The following is a 14,464-nucleotide window of genomic DNA, read 5'->3' on the forward strand; positions in this document are numbered from 1 at the left end:
GCGTATCAGGACCGGGGGTAGCGCGCGCCGTTGAAGGTGACTCTGAGGGTGTACACGGATGATCCCGCGGTGATGAAGAGGTGGTTGAGTTTCGGCCCGCCGAACGTGAGGTTCGCGACCGGTTCGGGCAGCAGCAGTTTGCCGATCAGGGTGCCGTCGGTCGCGAAGCAGTGCACGCCGTCCCAGGCCGCTGCCCAGATGCGGCCGGAGTCGTCGGCGCGCAAGCCGTCGAAGCGGCCGTTGTCGCAGGTGGCGAAGATGTCACCGCCGGTGAGATGCCCGTCGGCGGTGACGTCGAAGACGCGGATGTGGCTCGGTTCCTGGCGGGTGTCGGCGATGTGGAGGCGTTGCTCGTCGGGGGAGAACGCCAGGCCGTTGGGGCGGCAGAAGTCGTCGGCGACGACGCGCAGGTCACCGGTGGCAGGGTCGAGGCGGAAGACGTAACAGTTGTCGTCGAGCTCGCTCGGGGCGAGGTTGCCCTCGTAGTCGCTGGTGATGCCGTAGGTCGGGTCGGTGAACCAGATCGTGCCGTCGCCGCGGACGACCACGTCGTTGGGGCTGTTGAGCCGCCTGCCCTGATAGCGGTCGGCGAGCACGGTGAGGGTGCCGTCGTGCTCGGTACGGGTCACGCGGCGGTTGCCCTGCTCGCAGGTGACCAGCCGGCCCTGACGGTCGACGGTGTTGCCGTTCGCGTAGCCCGAGCCGGTGCGGAAGACGCCGACCGTGCCGGTGGTCTCGTCCCAGCGCAGCATGCGGTCGTTGGGGATGTCGCTCCACACCAGATACCGGCCCGCGGGGAAGTACGCCGGGCCCTCGGTCTTGCGGGCGCCGGTGTGCAGGCGTTCGACGACAAAATCACCGTCGCAGTATTGGAAGCGCTCGTCGATCAGCCGGAACTCGGCCGGGATGGAATACGTCATGCTCATAGCCCCCGATTCGAGACAGCGTTCGGACGAATCATAGGCATTCAGAATCTGCTACGGTCAAGTCGACTTTGAGGCAGATGAGGTTCGTATGGTGGATGACGTTGACCGCGCGCTGCTCGTGCTGCTCCAGCAGGACGCGACGCAGTCCTACGAGACGCTGGGGCAGGCGGTCGGGCTGTCCGCGGGTTCGGCCCACGCACGGGTACGCAAGCTGCGTGACCGGGGCGTCATCCGCCGGACCACCATCGAGGTCGACCCCGCGGCGATCGGGCGGGGTGTCTGCGCGTATGTGCTGATCAAGGCCGGTGAATGGATGGGTGACCCGCCCACCCGGGACGCGCTGCTGGCCATCGCGGGCATCCAGGAGGCGCACATCGTCGCCGGGGCCGCGTCGCTGCTCGTCAAGGTCCGCACCGCGACCACCGAGGAGTTGCAGGCCACGCTGCGCGAGATCTTCGCTGTTGAAGGGGTGACCGGCACCGAGACCGTCGTCGTGCTGGAGACGTTCTTCGAGAAACCGGTCCGGCCGTAGGCGACGCCCCCGGACCGGGCGCCGCCCTGGGCGGCTACCGGACGGTGATGCCGGTGGCGACGCAGGTCACGCCGTCGGGCTCGGTGGCGACCTTGGTGGGCTCGGCGCCGGTGTCGTTGCCTTCGAAGATCTCGCAGACGTGGGTGTCCTCGGGGAGGGTGACGTCGGTGATGGTGACCTTGTCGCCGAGGTTGCCGTTGACGCCGGCGAGGACCTTGCCGGTGCCGGTGGCGGTGACGTTCGAGATGGCGACCGTACGCGCGGCCTGCTCGTCGCAGTTGCCGCAGGAGCGGTAGAGCTTGCCGAAGTCGCTGACCGTGAAGTCCTTGATGGTGACCGAGCCGCCGGCGAGCCGGTTGTCCTGGAAGACCTTGTCGGTGCCGAGCGCCGCGGAGCCGCCCTCGACCAGGACGGTCGCGTTCGTGCCGAGGAACGTCGCGGCGTCCTCGCCGACGTCCTCCCAGGTCACGTCGCGCAGGGTGCAGCTGCCCAGGCAGTGCACCCCGTCCGCGGCCGGGACGCCGAGGATCACGTTGGTCAGCGTGGCGCCGTCGGCCAGCTCGAACATCGCGTCCTGGCCCTCGTCCTGGCCGCCGTCACCGAGCGCGCCGTCCGCGATGAACCGCTTGCCCGCGCCGTCGAAGACCCCGTCGACCTGGATCGTGGCGGTGACGGTCTCCGCCGACTCGGCCGCCGAGGCGAACTGGGTGGTGACCGTCGCCGCCACGGCTGCCAGTGCGACGGCTCCGGCGGCGATGAGCCGGGTCGTTCTGCGCGATCGTTGTGCCATGTGCTGCCTCCCAGGGTCGGGGCGGTCCACGGAGATGGGCCGCTGGGGCATTACACGGGTGGATCGGCTCGGCGGATTAATTAGGACAATTGACTAATCCGCTGGTACTTCCGCGGGTTCGTCCGGGACCGGCTCCGGAACCGGGTCGCTCAGCTGCTCGCGTACGTAGATCCAGAAGACCGCGATGAGTGCGGCGATCGGCACCGCGAGGAGGCTGCCCACGATGCCGGCGAGGCTACCGCCGAGCGTCACGGCCAGCAGGACCACCGCCGCGTGCAGACCCAGGCCGCGGCTCTGCACCATCGGCTGGAAGACGTTGCCCTCGAGCTGCTGCACGGCCACGATGATGGCCAGCACGATCAGGGCGTCGGTCCAGCCGTTCGAGACCAATGCGATGAGTACGGCGACAAAGCCCGCGAACAGTGCCCCCACGATCGGCACGAACGCCGTGACGAACGTCAGCACCGCCAGGGGCAGCACCAGCGGGACGCCCACGATCCACAGGCCGAGGCCGATGAAGACGGCGTCGAGCAGACCCACGAAGGCCTGCGAGCGCACGAACGCGCCCAGCGTGTCCCAGCTGCGCCCGGCGACCGTGGGCACGTCGACGGCGAGCCGGCCGGGCAGCTGGCGGGCGAGCCACGGCAGGAACCGCGGGCCGTCCTTGAGGAAGAAGAACATCAGAAACAGCGCCAGGATGGCCGTGACCAGGCCATTTACGACGGTGCTGACCCCGGTCACGGTGTAGTTGACGATGTCGCCGACGCTGTTCTGGATCCTGTCGAGGGCGGTGTCGAGCGCGCTGGTCACCTGATCGTCACCGATGTTCAGCGGCGGCCCCGACGCCCATTCGCGCAGATGCTGGATGCCGTCGACGACCCCGCTGGCGAGCTCCGGCGACTGCGAGGCCACCGGCACCGCGATCAGCACCACGGTGCCCGCGAGCACGAGCAGGAAGAGCACGGTCACGAGCGCGGCCGCGAGTGCCGGTTTCCAGCCGCGTTTGCGCAGCCACCGTACGGGTGGCCAGGTCAGTGTGGTGAGCAGCAGCGCCACGACGAGCGGCCAGATGACCGACCACATCTGACCGAGAATCCACAGGACCACGCCTGTCATGAGCAGAACGAGCAGCGTCTCCAAAGAGATCCGTGCCGAGGTGCGCAACGCGGTGCGCGTCTTTACTGGGTTAAGCGAGCCGGCCATGTGATCACCCTATGAGCTAAGGCCTGTTTCATAACTGAGGCCGGGCTGCGGCGGGTCCAGTTATGAAACAGGCCTAGGAGCGTTCTTTGAGGTGGGACGCAGGTGCCCGTGAGGTTCGACGGGCATGCTGCGCGGACATCGGTGGACAAATGTGGTGGAGAGGCTCTTGTGAGTGCGTTTCGCGTACCGGGTCGGCTCATGTTCTGGCGCTCCCCGGAGGGCCAGCCCGGCTGGGCACGCCCGGCGCTGCTGGGCATAGCCCTGGTCGCCGCGATCCTCTACGGCCTGCGCATCCGCGACAGCGGTTACGCGCTCTACTACTCGGTCGCCGCCAAGAGCATGTCGGTGAGCTGGAAGGCGTTCTTCTACGGCGCCCTGGACCCCGGCGCGACGATCACCATCGACAAGCTCGCCGGCTCGTTCGTCCCGCAGGCACTCTCGGCGCGGATCTTCGGCTACCACGCGTGGTCCCTGACACTGCCCCAGGTCATCGAGGGCGTCATCGCCGTCCTCGTGATGTACCGGATCGGACGGCGCTTCGCCGGGCCCGCCGCAGGTCTGCTCGCCGCGGCCCTGTTCGGCTTCACGCCCATCATCGCCTCCATGTTCGGCCACCCGATGGAGGACGGGCTGCTCACCCTGTGCCTCGTCCTCGCCGCCGACGCCTTCCAGCTCGCGCTGATGTCACGCCGGCTCGGCCCGCTGGTGCTCTCCGGCGTCTGGGTCGGCGTCGGCTTCCAGGCCAAGATGCTCCAGGCCTGGCTGATCCTCCCGGCCATGGGCATCACCTACCTGATCGCCGCGCACGGCGGGTGGCGGCGCAGACTCGGTCACCTCGCCGCCGCGGGCGCGGTCGCCCTGGCCGTCTCGATCTCCTGGGTCGCACTGTACGAGATCACGCCCGACTCCGACCGCCCCTATGTGGACGGCAGCACCAACAACACCGCCATCGCCATGGTCTTCGGCTACAACGGCATCGACCGCTTCGGCCTTCACGTCCCCGGCGCGGTCCGATCGATGTTCACCGGCGGCGGCAATCAAGGTCAAAATCCCGCTGTGGGTACGCCCGGAGCCGACCAGAGTGCCCAGAATGTCCCGGGCGGCCAGGGTGACCCGGCGGGACAGGGCTATGCGGGAGGTCAAGGCTTTCCGGGTGGGCAGGGTGATTCGGGTGGCCGGGCTGAGCGGGGCGGGGCGGGTGGCGGTGGCGGGCCGGGCGGGGGCGGTGACGGGGCGTCCAAGCTGGTCGGCGCCCGGTACGGCGCGCAGATCGGATGGCTGTACCCGCTGGCGCTGCTCGGTCTGATCTTCGGGCTGGTCGCCGCCGGCCGCGCACCCCGGACCGACGCGTCGCGCGCCAACTACCTGTTCTGGGGACTGTGGCTGGTCACGGTGGCGGCCGTGTTCAGCAAGATGTCGATCCCGCACACGGCGTACATGTCGTCGCTCGCCCCGGCCCTGGCCGCGTTGTCCGCCGCCGCGATCGTCCGGGCCTGGCGCGGCCTGCGTGACGGCAGCGCCCGCTGGCAGCTTCCGGCGCTGGTGGTGGCGGAACTCGCGTGGACGGTCTACCTGGCCGGCCAGTTCCCGGACTTCCTGCCGTGGCTGCGATGGACGGTCCTGGGGATCGGCATTGTCGCGCTCCTGGTCGTCGCTGCGGTGTTCGTGCCGCGGCTGCCCCGGCCGGGTGGACGTGTGCTGACGGTGGCGATGGCACTCGCGGTCGCTGCGATGGTGGCGGTGCCTAGCGTCTGGGCCGGTTCGGTGCTGGATTCCCGGTACTCGGGCAGCGCCTTCGACGCCTCCGCCGGCCCGAGCAGCGGTGGTTTCGGCGGCGGCGGGGGCGGTGGCTTCGGCGGCGGCAACCGGCAGGCCAACGGTGGTGCCGCGAACGGTGGCGGTTATCCGGGCGGCGGTAACCCCGCAGGTGGCGATCCCAGCGGGGGCGGTGCGACCGGTGGTGGTTTTCCCGGCGGCGGGGCGAATGGTGGCGGCTTCCCCGGTGGTGGCACGAACGGTGGCGGCTTTCCCGGGGGAGGGGCGAACGGTGGAGGCGGGTTCCCCGGCGGGGGTGGTCGTGGTGGACCGGGCGGGGACACGACGGCGACGTTGACCGCGGAGCAGCAGAAGCTCGACGACTACCTGACGGCGAACCAGGGCACGGCCCGCTTCGTGGCGGCGACCACCTCCTGGAACACCGCGTCGCCGTACATTCTGGCGACCGGGCACACGTACATGCCGATGGGTGGCTTCAGCGGCAGCGTGCCGCAGCCGACCCTCGCCGGTGTCCAGAAGCTGGTCGGCCAGGGCGACCTGCACTACTTCATGCTCGCGGCATCCGGAGGCAGAGGCTTCGGCGGCCCGGGCGACGGCAGTGGCGGCACCACCCAGGCCATCTCCGACTGGGTCACCGCCACCTGTGCTGCCGTGTCCGACCCGGCGGTGCCGGCGGATCAGCCGCTCTACCGCTGCGGCTGACCCTTCGCAGCCCGCTCGTTCCGAAGGTCATCGTCAGGCCGGCCGGTGTTTACACCAGCCGGCCTGATCCGTGTCAGAGAGTCTTCCAGCGTGGAGGGTCCGCCGGGAAGATCCCGTTCTGACTGCAAACAACCTGCAAACGGGTTTGTCTTCACATCGACATCCGTCTGTGTTGTCCTGGAAACAGGTAAGCGCTTGCTTCGGGCAAAGCGGGCACGGGAACGGTCCCGCCAGCGGATGAGCCGGTCGTGCCGGCCCTGCGGGAACGGGCCGTCGAGGCGGCCCGGCCCGTCATGGCGATGGCATCGACTCGACGCCTGCCGTGATCCGGCAGCGCCCCACCTCCGGGCCGCGATCCCCCGCGCGGCACAACAGAATTGCTAGGAGAACACCATGCGCAAGAAGATGCGCCATCTCGTGCTGGCCGCTTCCGCCGGTGCGACCGGTCTCGCTCTCATCGCGGCGGCCGGAACAGCGAACGCAGCCGACCGCCCCGCGGCCGGGACCGAGAAGGCCGCAGCCGGGCAGGCCGCGGCCCCACTGGCAGCGGTCGATCAGCTGGTCGGCTGGGCCACCCAGAACGGCGGCACCACCGGCGGCGGTAGCGCGGCGACCACGACCGTGACCAGCGCTTCCGCCCTGACGACCGCCGTCGGTGCGACCGCGGCCTCGGTCATCCGGGTGTCCGGGACGATCAGCTGCAGCGGCATGCTGCGCGTTCGTTCCAACAAGACGATCATCGGCAACGCGGGTTCCGCGATCGTCGGGTGTGGTCTGAACATCAACGGCGACAAGAATGTCATCATCCGCAACCTGACGTTCCGCGGGTGGGACGACGACGCGATCAACGTGCAGACGTCCGCGACGAACATCTGGATCGACCACAACACGTTCAGCGACGGGTACGACGGCGCGGTCGACATCAAGCGTGGGTCGGACTTCGTGACCGTGAGCTGGAACCACGTGTTCGACCACGACAAGTCCATGCTGCTGGGTCACAGTGACAGCAACGCCAGCCAGGACACCGGGCACCTGCGGGTGACCTACCACCACAACTGGTTCGACGCGTCCACGCAGCGGCACCCGCGGGTGCGGTTCGGCAACCCGGTGCACGTCTACAACAACTACTACTACAACAACAGTGGGTACGGCGTCGCGTCGACCGAGGGCGCCGGTGTCCTGGTCGAGAACAACTCCTTCGAGGGTGTCGCCGACCCGTATCACCTGGGTGAGGCCGATTCCGGACCGGGGACGCTGGTCGCGCGGGGCAACCTGCTGGTGAACTCCGGTGCGGGCCAGACGGGTGGCAGTGTCGCGAGCATTCCGTACAGCTACACGGCGGATGCCGCTAGCGCGGTGAAGTCGGCCGTCACGGCGAGCTCCGGCGCGGGACGCATCGCGCTCTGACCGGGATCGATCGGGCGACCGATGACCGGGGCCCCCGCCGCACTGTCGAGGCGGGGACCTCCCACGTCCAATACACAATGACGTTCATCAATTCATATTCGTCATGTGGCAGAAATCGCCACGACATATTGCGAGGTGGGTTGTGAGCGGTAACAGTGCCCTGATGAGCAGACTCGCAGCATTGGCCGGCGCGGTCACCCTGGCGTTGATCACCACGGGTGCGACCCCGGCGCAGGCCCTGGCGGCCTATCCGAATCCCGGCGTCGTGACCGGCGACACGGGCATCCACGATCCGTCCATGGTGAAGACACCGGCCGGGACCTACCTGGCGGCGTACACCGGGGCGAACATCCAGCTGAAGACCTCGGCCGACCGGACGGCCTTCCGCAACGCGGGCGCTGTCTTCCCGGGCGGTGCGTCGTGGACGACCGCGTACACCGGGGGCAGTAACAATCTGTGGGCGCCCGATATCTCGTACCGTAACGGCCGTTATTATCTCTATTACTCCGCGTCGACGTTCGGGTCCAACAAGTCGGCGATCTTCCTGGCGACCAGCACCACGGGCGCGTCCGGGAGCTGGACGAACAACGGCCTGGTGATCGAGACGTCGGCGGCGAACGACTACAACGCGATCGACCCGAACCTCTACGTCGACCCGTCGGGAAACTGGTGGCTGACGTTCGGATCGTTCTGGTCGGGCATCAAGATGGTCGCCCTCAACGCGTCCACCGGGAAACGATCGGATTCGACCGTGCGTTCGCTCGCCGGGCGCGGCGGCGGGGCGATCGAGGCGCCGTACCTGGTCAAGCACGGCTCGTACTACTACCTGTGGGTGTCGTTCGACCGGTGCTGCGCGGGGGCTGCCAGCACGTACCGCATCATGGTCGGGCGTTCGACGAGTGTGACCGGGCCGTTCGTCGGCCGTAACGGCACGGCGATGACCTCCGGCGGGGGCACCGAGATGCTCGCCTCGCACGGCTCGATCCACGGCCCCGGCCACCAGGCGGTATTCACCGACACCGACGCGGATGTGCTCGTCTACCACTACTATGCAGACAGTGGTGCGTCATACCTGGGAATCAACCTGATCGGCTACGACTCGGCGGGATGGCCCTTTGTCTACTGAGGATCTGCGGGTCGGCGATGCCGGGATCGCCACCTACGTCACCGACCCGCCACTCGACATCAGGCTCGGCCCGCGCCCCTACCTGCACCCCATCCGCACGCTCGGCGGCGTGCCGGTCACCGAGGCGCTGCCGTTCGATCACCCCTGGCACCTCGGCGCATCCCTCGCCATGCAGGACGTCAACGGCGTCAACTTCTGGGGCGGGCGCACCTACGTGCGTGACAAGGGCTACACCTGGCTCGACGACCACGGCCGCATCACCCCGGACGGCGCGGGCTTCCGGTGGCAGGACCAGGCCGGAACCACGCTGCTCACCGAGGAGCGCAAGGTCTCCGCGCGGGTCGCGCCCGGCGGCTGGGAACTTCGCTTTCAGTACGCCCTGAGCGCACCCGCCACCCGCGACATCACCCTCGGCAGCCCCGCCACGAACGGGCGCCCCGGCGGCGCGGGCTACGGCGGCTTCTTCTGGCGTGCGACGCCCGGCGACGCGGTGGCGTACACGCAGTCGGCGATCGGCGAGGAAGCGGTCAACGGCAGCGCTGCCCCGTGGCTCGCGATCCGCGTAACCCCGGGCGAGGAGCAGCAAGAGGCCGTCGGCGTGCAGCGAGCAGTCAGCGGCGTGCAGCAAGCGGCCGGCGCCTACACGTTGGTGTTCCGGGGATTGCGGGACGACGACCGGTGGTTCGTCCGCACGGGGGACTACGTCGGGGTGTGTGCCGCGCTCGCCTTCGAGCGTCCGCTGGTCATCCCGGCGGGCACGCGCATCACCCGCGAGATCAATGTTCTAGTGGCCGACGGTGTGGCGGGACCGCCCATGCCACCCCTGCTTCGGAGGGCAGTGCCGACTCCCGCGCGGCCCGTCGCAGCACCTCGTTGACGCCGAGGATGACCCGGACCCCGCCGCGCGTCTCGACGTGCGGCGGCCCGAGCAGTGTGGGTGGCGGCAGGTCCGGGGCGGTCAGGGCCTCGATCAGACCCGTGAACGATTCCGTGCGCGACAGCGGCGCGATCAGGGGCACGGCCGGGTCGCCGCGATGCGCGATCAGGTTCTCCAGCAGACCGGTCCGGCCGTCGACCGCTACGAGGCCGGGCTCGCCGGGCAGCATCAGCCGGTCGGTCGGGTATTCGAGGACGGCCCGGCCCGCGCTGGCGTCGACCGCCACCTCACCCGCGATGAAGTCCTCACCCGCGAGCGTCACCGCGATGAGCAGCCGGAGACCGGTCGCGAACGTGATCCGGGCGAACGCCGTGTCGTCGGCCTCGATCTCCCGGGTGCGGTAACGCTCCACCTCCAGGTCCGTCGCCGGCCCCGCCCCGGCGGCGTCCGCCGTCGCGAGGCACTGCATGAGCGCGTGCGCGAGCGGGTTGACCAGCACGCCGTCCACGACCGCCTGCCCGCCGACGCTGCGGCGCCCCGCCCACGGGGCCCGGGCGTAGTACGCGTCGTCGCGCTGCCAGGACGCCACCGCGGAAATGCCGGTCACCTTCTCCTGGGCGACGGCGTCCCACAGCCGGGCGGCGGCCCGCGACCCGAGCGCCTGGAACCCGACCTGACAGGCCCGGCCGGTGGCGCGCACGGTGCCGGACAGTTGGCGGTGCTCGGCGAGGGTCCGGACGGGCGGCTTCTCCAGCAGCACATCGGCTCCGGCGTGCAGCGCGTCCTCGGCGATCGCCAGGTGCGTGTGCGGCGGCGTACAGATGATGACCACGTCGGGTGCGGTCCGCGCCAGCAGCTCCCGGTGATCGGTGAAGGCCCGCGCGCCGTCCGGCACCGGGGGATCGGGCTCGATCGGCTGCGTGTCGGCCAGGCCCACCAGGACGGTGCCGTCGAGGCCCGCCAGGTGGCGGCGGTGGTGGCGGCCGTGGCCGTTGGCGCCGATCAGCGCGACCCTCGTCGTCACACCGCACCCGCCACTGTTGCCTCCACACCGTGTTTGTCCAGCGTTGCCAGCCATTTCACCAGACCCGCCCGGACGGCGTCGTCCTCGGCCAGCTCCGCCGGGAACACCTCGCGCAGCCCGAGCAGTGAGTCGACCACTGCCTCGGGGGTCGAGCCGCCGTCGGCCAGGCGGGCGCGGATCCGGCCGGCGAGGGGGTCGTCGAGCAGCAGTGGCCGGCCGTCGTCCGCGCTGCCCTGGACGAATCTCATCCACGCCGCGACCACGAGCAACGCCCAGGTCGGCACCGCACCGGCGGCCCGGCGGTCCTGGATCGTGTGCAGGACCCGCTGGGGGAGCTTCTGCGAGCCGTCCATAGCGACCTGCACCGTACGGTGACCCATCGCGGGGTTCGCGAATCGTCCGAGCACCGACTCGCCGTACTCCGTCACCGTCACGCCCTCGGGCGGGGTGAGACTCGGGGCGATGTCCTCGGCGATCAGCCGGCTCATCAGCTCGCGCATCCCGGGGATGGCGAGCGCGTCCGCGATGGTCTCCCGGCCCGCGAGGGCACCCAGGTACGCCAGTGCGGAGTGCACGCCGTTGAGCGATCGCAGTTTCAGGCGCTCCCAGGGGCGGGCGTCATCGGTCATGACCGCCCCGGCGAGCTCCCACGCGGGACGCCCGCCCGGGAACGCGTCCTCGATGACCCACTGGCGGTAGGGCTCCGCGGAGACCGCCGCGAGGTCGTCCATGCCGAGGTTGGCTGCCGCCAGGGCCAGCGACTCGGGCGTGGCCGCCGGGACGATGCGGTCGACCATGGTGCCGGGGAAGCTCACCTGGGCGGCCAGCCACTCCCGGGCGCCCGGATCCACGATCCGCTCCATCACGGCGCGCAGATAGCGGCCGTTCGAGGGCAGGTTGTCACAGGTGACCAACGCGATCGGGCCGGCGTCCGCGCGGCACCGCGCGTGGAGGGCGCGAGCGAGGAGGGCTGGAACTGCCGCGCCCTGGGCGTACCCCTTCTCGGTGATGGTGAGGGTGACCACGCGCACGGCCGCGCTGGCGATCAGGGCGACCACCTCATCCGGCTGGGAGTGAGCGTGCAGCAGGCCGGAGAGCGCGCCCACCACCCGGGTCTCGCTGCCGTCCGCGGACAGACTGGTGACGCTGAACAGGCCGTCCTGGGCACGCAGGGCATCGAGGACGCCGGTCGAGTGGGGTGCCACGCCGACCGTGCCCCAGTCGCCGCCGCCCTTCGCCATGGCCTCCTCGGTGTAGACGGCCTGGTGCGCGCGATGGAACGCGCCGAGCCCGAAGTGCACGATCCCGGTCCCGGCGTCACCCGGCGTGATCAGCGGGCGGGTCGCGTCGGTGAGGGCGGCGAGTCCGAGCCTCATCGCCACACCGGGCCGTCCGGGAAGCCGAACTCGGCGATCGATTCCGGTCTCATGGTGGCGCTGTAGCCGGGCTCGGACGGCAGGACGTACTTGCCGTCGTGGGTGCGGACCGGGTCGGTGAAGTGTTCGTGCAGGTGGTCGACGTACTCCACCATGCGGCCGTCGAGGCTGGTGCCCACGCGCAGATAGTCGAAGGCGAACAGGTGCTGGACCAGCTCGCACAGGCCGACACCGCCGGCGTGCGGGCAGACCGGGATGCCGAATTTGGCTGCCAGCAACAGCTCCGCGAGCACCTCGGGGACCCCGCCGACGCGGCAGGCGTCGATCTGCATGACCCGGACGGCGTCGGCCTGCAGGAGCTGCTTGAAGATGACGCGGTTGGCGGCCACCTCGCCGGTGGCGACCCGGATCGGGGCGACCGCGCGCTGGATCCGGGCGTGGCCCAGGATGTCGTCGGGGTGGGTGGGCTCCTCGATCCAGTACGGGTCGGCCTCGGCCAGCGCCTCCATCCGGGTGATCGCCTCGTCGACGTCCCAGATCTGGTTGGCGTCCATCATCAGGACGGCGTCCGGGCCGATCTCCTCGCGGATGATGCGGGCCCGGCGCAGGTCGTCCTCCGGGTCGCCGCCGACCTTCATCTTCATCGCGCGCCAGCCCTGCGCGTACGCACTGCGCGCCAGCTCCCGCACCTTGTCGTCGGGATACCCGAGCCACCCGACGCTGGTCGTGTACGACGGGAGCCCGTCTGCTTCGAGCTCGGCGCGCCGCTCGTCGAGCCCGGTGAGCCCCTTGTCGAGGATCGCGGCCGCGTCCTGAGGCGTGAGCGCGTCGGTGATGTGGTGGAAGTCGACGCAGCCGATCAGCTTCTCGGTGGGAAGCTCGGCCAGGAAGCGCCACAACGGCTTGCCCGCCTCCTTGGCGTGCAGATCCCAGACGGCGTTGACGATCGCCCCGGTCGCCATGTGGATGACGCCCTTCTCCGGCCCCAGCCACCGCAGCTGGACGTCCACGCTGAGCGAACGCGCGAACGCCACCGGATCGGCCCACAGTTCCTCGAGCGTCCTGCCCTGCACGTGATGAGCGAGGGCGCGCACGGCCGCGCAGGTGAGCTCGTTGCCGCGCCCGTTGGTGAACGTGAACCCGGCGCCGGTGTGCGGCCCGTCGGTGTGCAGCTCGACGTACGTGGCCGAGTAGTCGCCCTTGTTGATCGAGTCCGAGCCGTCCCCGGCCGCCGCGGTGGGGAACCGGACGTCGTGCACGTCGACGCTGGTGATTGTCGTCATCGGGACTCCACCTCTTGCGTGGGGGAACGCCGGGCATCCAGGCGGAAGACCCGTTTGGGCAGATGGTAGGCGAGGTCGGCGATCGTCTCCGCGGCCTCGTCGAAGGGCAGGCGGTCCTGGACGACCAGGGACGCCAGGTACGCCGCGTCGACCCTGCGGGCGATGTCGTGGCGGACCGGGATCGAGCAGAACGCCCGGGTGTCGTCGACAAAACCGGCCGTGTTGTAGAAGCCTGCGCTGTCCGTGACCGACTCGCGGAAGCGGCGCAGCCCGTCCGGGGTGTCCAGGAACCACCAGGGGGCGCCGAGGTAGAGCGCCGCGTACCCGCCGGCCAGCGGCGCCAGCTCGCGGCTGAACGCGGTCTCGTCGAGCGTGTACAGCACGATCCTCAGCCGGGGATCGTTGCCGTGCAGGTCCAGCAGCGGCTGCAGTGCGCGTACGTAATCCGTGGCCTGGGGAATGTCGCCCCCGACGTCTCGGCCGTGCGCGGCATGGAGCCACGTGTTGTGGTTGCGGACGGCGCCGGGGTGCAGCTGCAGCACCAGGCCGTCGTCGAGCGACATGCGCGCGAACTCGACGAGCATGTGGGCGCGGAACGTCTCCGCGTCGGCCGGCGAGGCCTCCCCGCGCAGGGCCCGGGTGAACAGCTCGTTCGCCTCGGTCTCGCTCAGGGCGACCGTACGCGCGGTGGGGTGCCCGTGATCCGACGACGTCGCGCCCGCGGCGATGAAGGCCTCGCGCCGGGACCGCAGCGCGGCGAGGAACCCGGGGAACGTCGCGGTGTCCAGCCCGGTGATCTCCCCGAGCCGCGCGACCTTCCCCGCCCAGCCCGCGAACTCCATGTCCACGACCTCGTCCGGCCGGAACGTCGTGATCACCCGCCCGCCGGGCCCGCCCCACCCGTCGGCCTCGAGCTTCGCGTGCCGGGCGAGATCGTCGAGCGGTGACTCGGTGGTGGCCAGCACCTCGATCCCGAACTGCTCGAACAACGCCCGCGGCCGGAACGCGGGCTCGGCGAGCCGCGCCGCGATCGCGTCGTAGACCTCGTCGGCGGTCTCGGCCCGCAGCGGCGTGTCGATGCCGAACACGGTGGAGAACGTACGCTCCAGCCACAGCCGGGACGGCGTACCCCGGAAGAGATGCCAGTTCGCGGCGAGCAGCCGCCAGATCGTCCGCCCGTCGGTCTCGACCCCGGCGTCCTCGGCGGACGACGGCACGCCCAGCCGCGCGGGCGTGATGCCCTGGGACAGCAGCATCCTGGTCACGTAGTGGTCCGGCACGACGAGCAGGCGCGCCGGATCGGGGAACGGCTCGTCGTCGGCCAGGATGCGCGGGTCGACGTGGCCGTGCGGGCAGATCAGCGGCAGCTCGCGGACCGAGGCGTGCAGCTCGGTGGCGATGTCACGCTGCCGTGGATCAATCGCGAAGACGGGACCGGTCAC

12 protein-coding genes are annotated in these 14,464 nt (G+C 70.2%); 5 read left to right on the plus strand and 7 right to left on the minus strand.

Annotated features, from left to right (window positions below; all coding sequences use genetic code 11):
• Positions 1 to 5 precede the first annotated feature (5 nt).
• A complete protein-coding gene (locus Aco04nite_RS09655) occupies positions 6 to 920 on the minus strand; it encodes an SMP-30/gluconolactonase/LRE family protein (protein ID WP_212997253.1) in 915 nt (304 codons plus the stop codon).
• 94 nt (positions 921 to 1,014) lie between these two features.
• Between Aco04nite_RS09655 and Aco04nite_RS09660 the strand changes: the two genes are divergently transcribed.
• Positions 1,015 to 1,458, plus strand: a complete 444-nt coding sequence (locus Aco04nite_RS09660; protein ID WP_212996853.1) for an Lrp/AsnC family transcriptional regulator — start codon at positions 1,015 to 1,017, stop codon at positions 1,456 to 1,458.
• A 34-nt stretch (positions 1,459 to 1,492) separates the two neighbouring features.
• Here Aco04nite_RS09660 and Aco04nite_RS09665 read toward each other — a convergent pair whose 3' ends face one another.
• Positions 1,493 to 2,248 (minus strand): pectate lyase, encoded by a 756-nt coding sequence (locus tag Aco04nite_RS09665; RefSeq protein WP_244875851.1) that lies wholly within the window; start codon positions 2,246 to 2,248, stop codon positions 1,493 to 1,495.
• Between the two features lie 93 nt (positions 2,249 to 2,341).
• Positions 2,342 to 3,451, minus strand: a complete 1,110-nt coding sequence (locus Aco04nite_RS09670; protein WP_212996855.1) for an AI-2E family transporter — start codon at positions 3,449 to 3,451, stop codon at positions 2,342 to 2,344.
• A 198-nt stretch (positions 3,452 to 3,649) separates the two neighbouring features.
• Here Aco04nite_RS09670 and Aco04nite_RS09675 point away from each other — a divergent pair, with 198 nt between their 5' ends.
• The 4 genes from Aco04nite_RS09675 to Aco04nite_RS09690 all read left to right on the plus strand — a co-directional run bounded on the left by Aco04nite_RS09675 (position 3,650) and on the right by Aco04nite_RS09690 (position 9,339).
• Positions 3,650 to 5,929, plus strand: coding sequence for an ArnT family glycosyltransferase (locus Aco04nite_RS09675; protein WP_212996856.1), 2,280 nt, complete (start codon positions 3,650 to 3,652; stop codon positions 5,927 to 5,929).
• Positions 5,930 to 6,322: 393 nt separating this feature from the next.
• Positions 6,323 to 7,336: a pectate lyase family protein gene (locus Aco04nite_RS09680; protein WP_244875852.1), complete on the plus strand. Its 1,014-nt coding sequence runs from the start codon at positions 6,323 to 6,325 to the stop codon at positions 7,334 to 7,336.
• Between the two features lie 163 nt (positions 7,337 to 7,499).
• Positions 7,500 to 8,462 carry an arabinan endo-1,5-alpha-L-arabinosidase gene (locus Aco04nite_RS09685; RefSeq protein WP_212996857.1) on the plus strand — a complete coding sequence of 321 codons (963 nt, stop codon included), beginning with the start codon at positions 7,500 to 7,502 and terminating at the stop codon, positions 8,460 to 8,462.
• Positions 8,452 to 9,339 carry a DUF6807 domain-containing protein gene (locus Aco04nite_RS09690; RefSeq protein ID WP_212996858.1) on the plus strand — a complete coding sequence of 296 codons (888 nt, stop codon included), beginning with the start codon at positions 8,452 to 8,454 and terminating at the stop codon, positions 9,337 to 9,339. Before Aco04nite_RS09685 ends, Aco04nite_RS09690 begins: the two co-directional genes overlap by 11 nt.
• On the opposite strand, the gene Aco04nite_RS09695 is transcribed toward Aco04nite_RS09690, so the two are convergent.
• Genes Aco04nite_RS09695 through uxaC form a run of 4 tightly spaced genes read right to left on the minus strand, consistent with a single transcriptional unit; the run spans position 9,239 to position 14,464 of the window.
• Complete coding sequence (locus Aco04nite_RS09695) at positions 9,239 to 10,363, minus strand: Gfo/Idh/MocA family protein (protein ID WP_244875853.1); 1,125 nt, start codon at positions 10,361 to 10,363, stop codon at positions 9,239 to 9,241. The two genes, Aco04nite_RS09690 and Aco04nite_RS09695, sit on opposite strands and share 101 nt — an antisense overlap.
• A complete protein-coding gene (locus Aco04nite_RS09700) occupies positions 10,360 to 11,739 on the minus strand; it encodes a mannitol dehydrogenase family protein (RefSeq protein WP_212996860.1) in 1,380 nt (459 codons plus the stop codon). The genes Aco04nite_RS09695 and Aco04nite_RS09700 overlap by 4 nt, the downstream gene beginning before the upstream one ends.
• Entirely contained in the window at positions 11,736 to 13,022 is a 1,287-nt protein-coding gene (locus Aco04nite_RS09705) for an enolase C-terminal domain-like protein (RefSeq protein WP_212996861.1), read from the minus strand. The genes Aco04nite_RS09700 and Aco04nite_RS09705 overlap by 4 nt, the downstream gene beginning before the upstream one ends.
• A complete protein-coding gene (gene uxaC / locus Aco04nite_RS09710; RefSeq protein ID WP_212996862.1) occupies positions 13,019 to 14,464 on the minus strand; it encodes a glucuronate isomerase in 1,446 nt (481 codons plus the stop codon). Before uxaC ends, Aco04nite_RS09705 begins: the two co-directional genes overlap by 4 nt.

Source organism: Winogradskya consettensis, assembly GCF_018332715.1.
Classification (GTDB): domain Bacteria; phylum Actinomycetota; class Actinomycetes; order Mycobacteriales; family Micromonosporaceae; genus Actinoplanes; species Actinoplanes consettensis.

Bases quoted from the DNA above. Each gene is read 5' to 3' on its own strand.
- Aco04nite_RS09655 (WP_212997253.1), bottom strand. From the start codon at position 920: ATGACGTATTCCATCCCGGCCGAGTTCCGGCTGATCGACGAGCGCTTC.
- Aco04nite_RS09660 (WP_212996853.1), top strand. From the start codon at position 1,015: ATGGTGGATGACGTTGACCGCGCGCTGCTCGTGCTGCTCCAGCAGGAC.
- Aco04nite_RS09665 (WP_244875851.1), bottom strand. From the start codon at position 2,248: ATGGCACAACGATCGCGCAGAACGACCCGGCTCATCGCCGCCGGAGCC.
- Aco04nite_RS09670 (WP_212996855.1), bottom strand. From the start codon at position 3,451: ATGGCCGGCTCGCTTAACCCAGTAAAGACGCGCACCGCGTTGCGCACC.
- Aco04nite_RS09675 (WP_212996856.1), top strand. From the start codon at position 3,650: ATGTTCTGGCGCTCCCCGGAGGGCCAGCCCGGCTGGGCACGCCCGGCG.
- Aco04nite_RS09680 (WP_244875852.1), top strand. From the start codon at position 6,323: ATGCGCAAGAAGATGCGCCATCTCGTGCTGGCCGCTTCCGCCGGTGCG.
- Aco04nite_RS09685 (WP_212996857.1), top strand. From the start codon at position 7,500: ATGAGCAGACTCGCAGCATTGGCCGGCGCGGTCACCCTGGCGTTGATC.
- Aco04nite_RS09700 (WP_212996860.1), bottom strand. From the start codon at position 11,739: ATGAGGCTCGGACTCGCCGCCCTCACCGACGCGACCCGCCCGCTGATC.
- Aco04nite_RS09705 (WP_212996861.1), bottom strand. From the start codon at position 13,022: ATGACGACAATCACCAGCGTCGACGTGCACGACGTCCGGTTCCCCACC.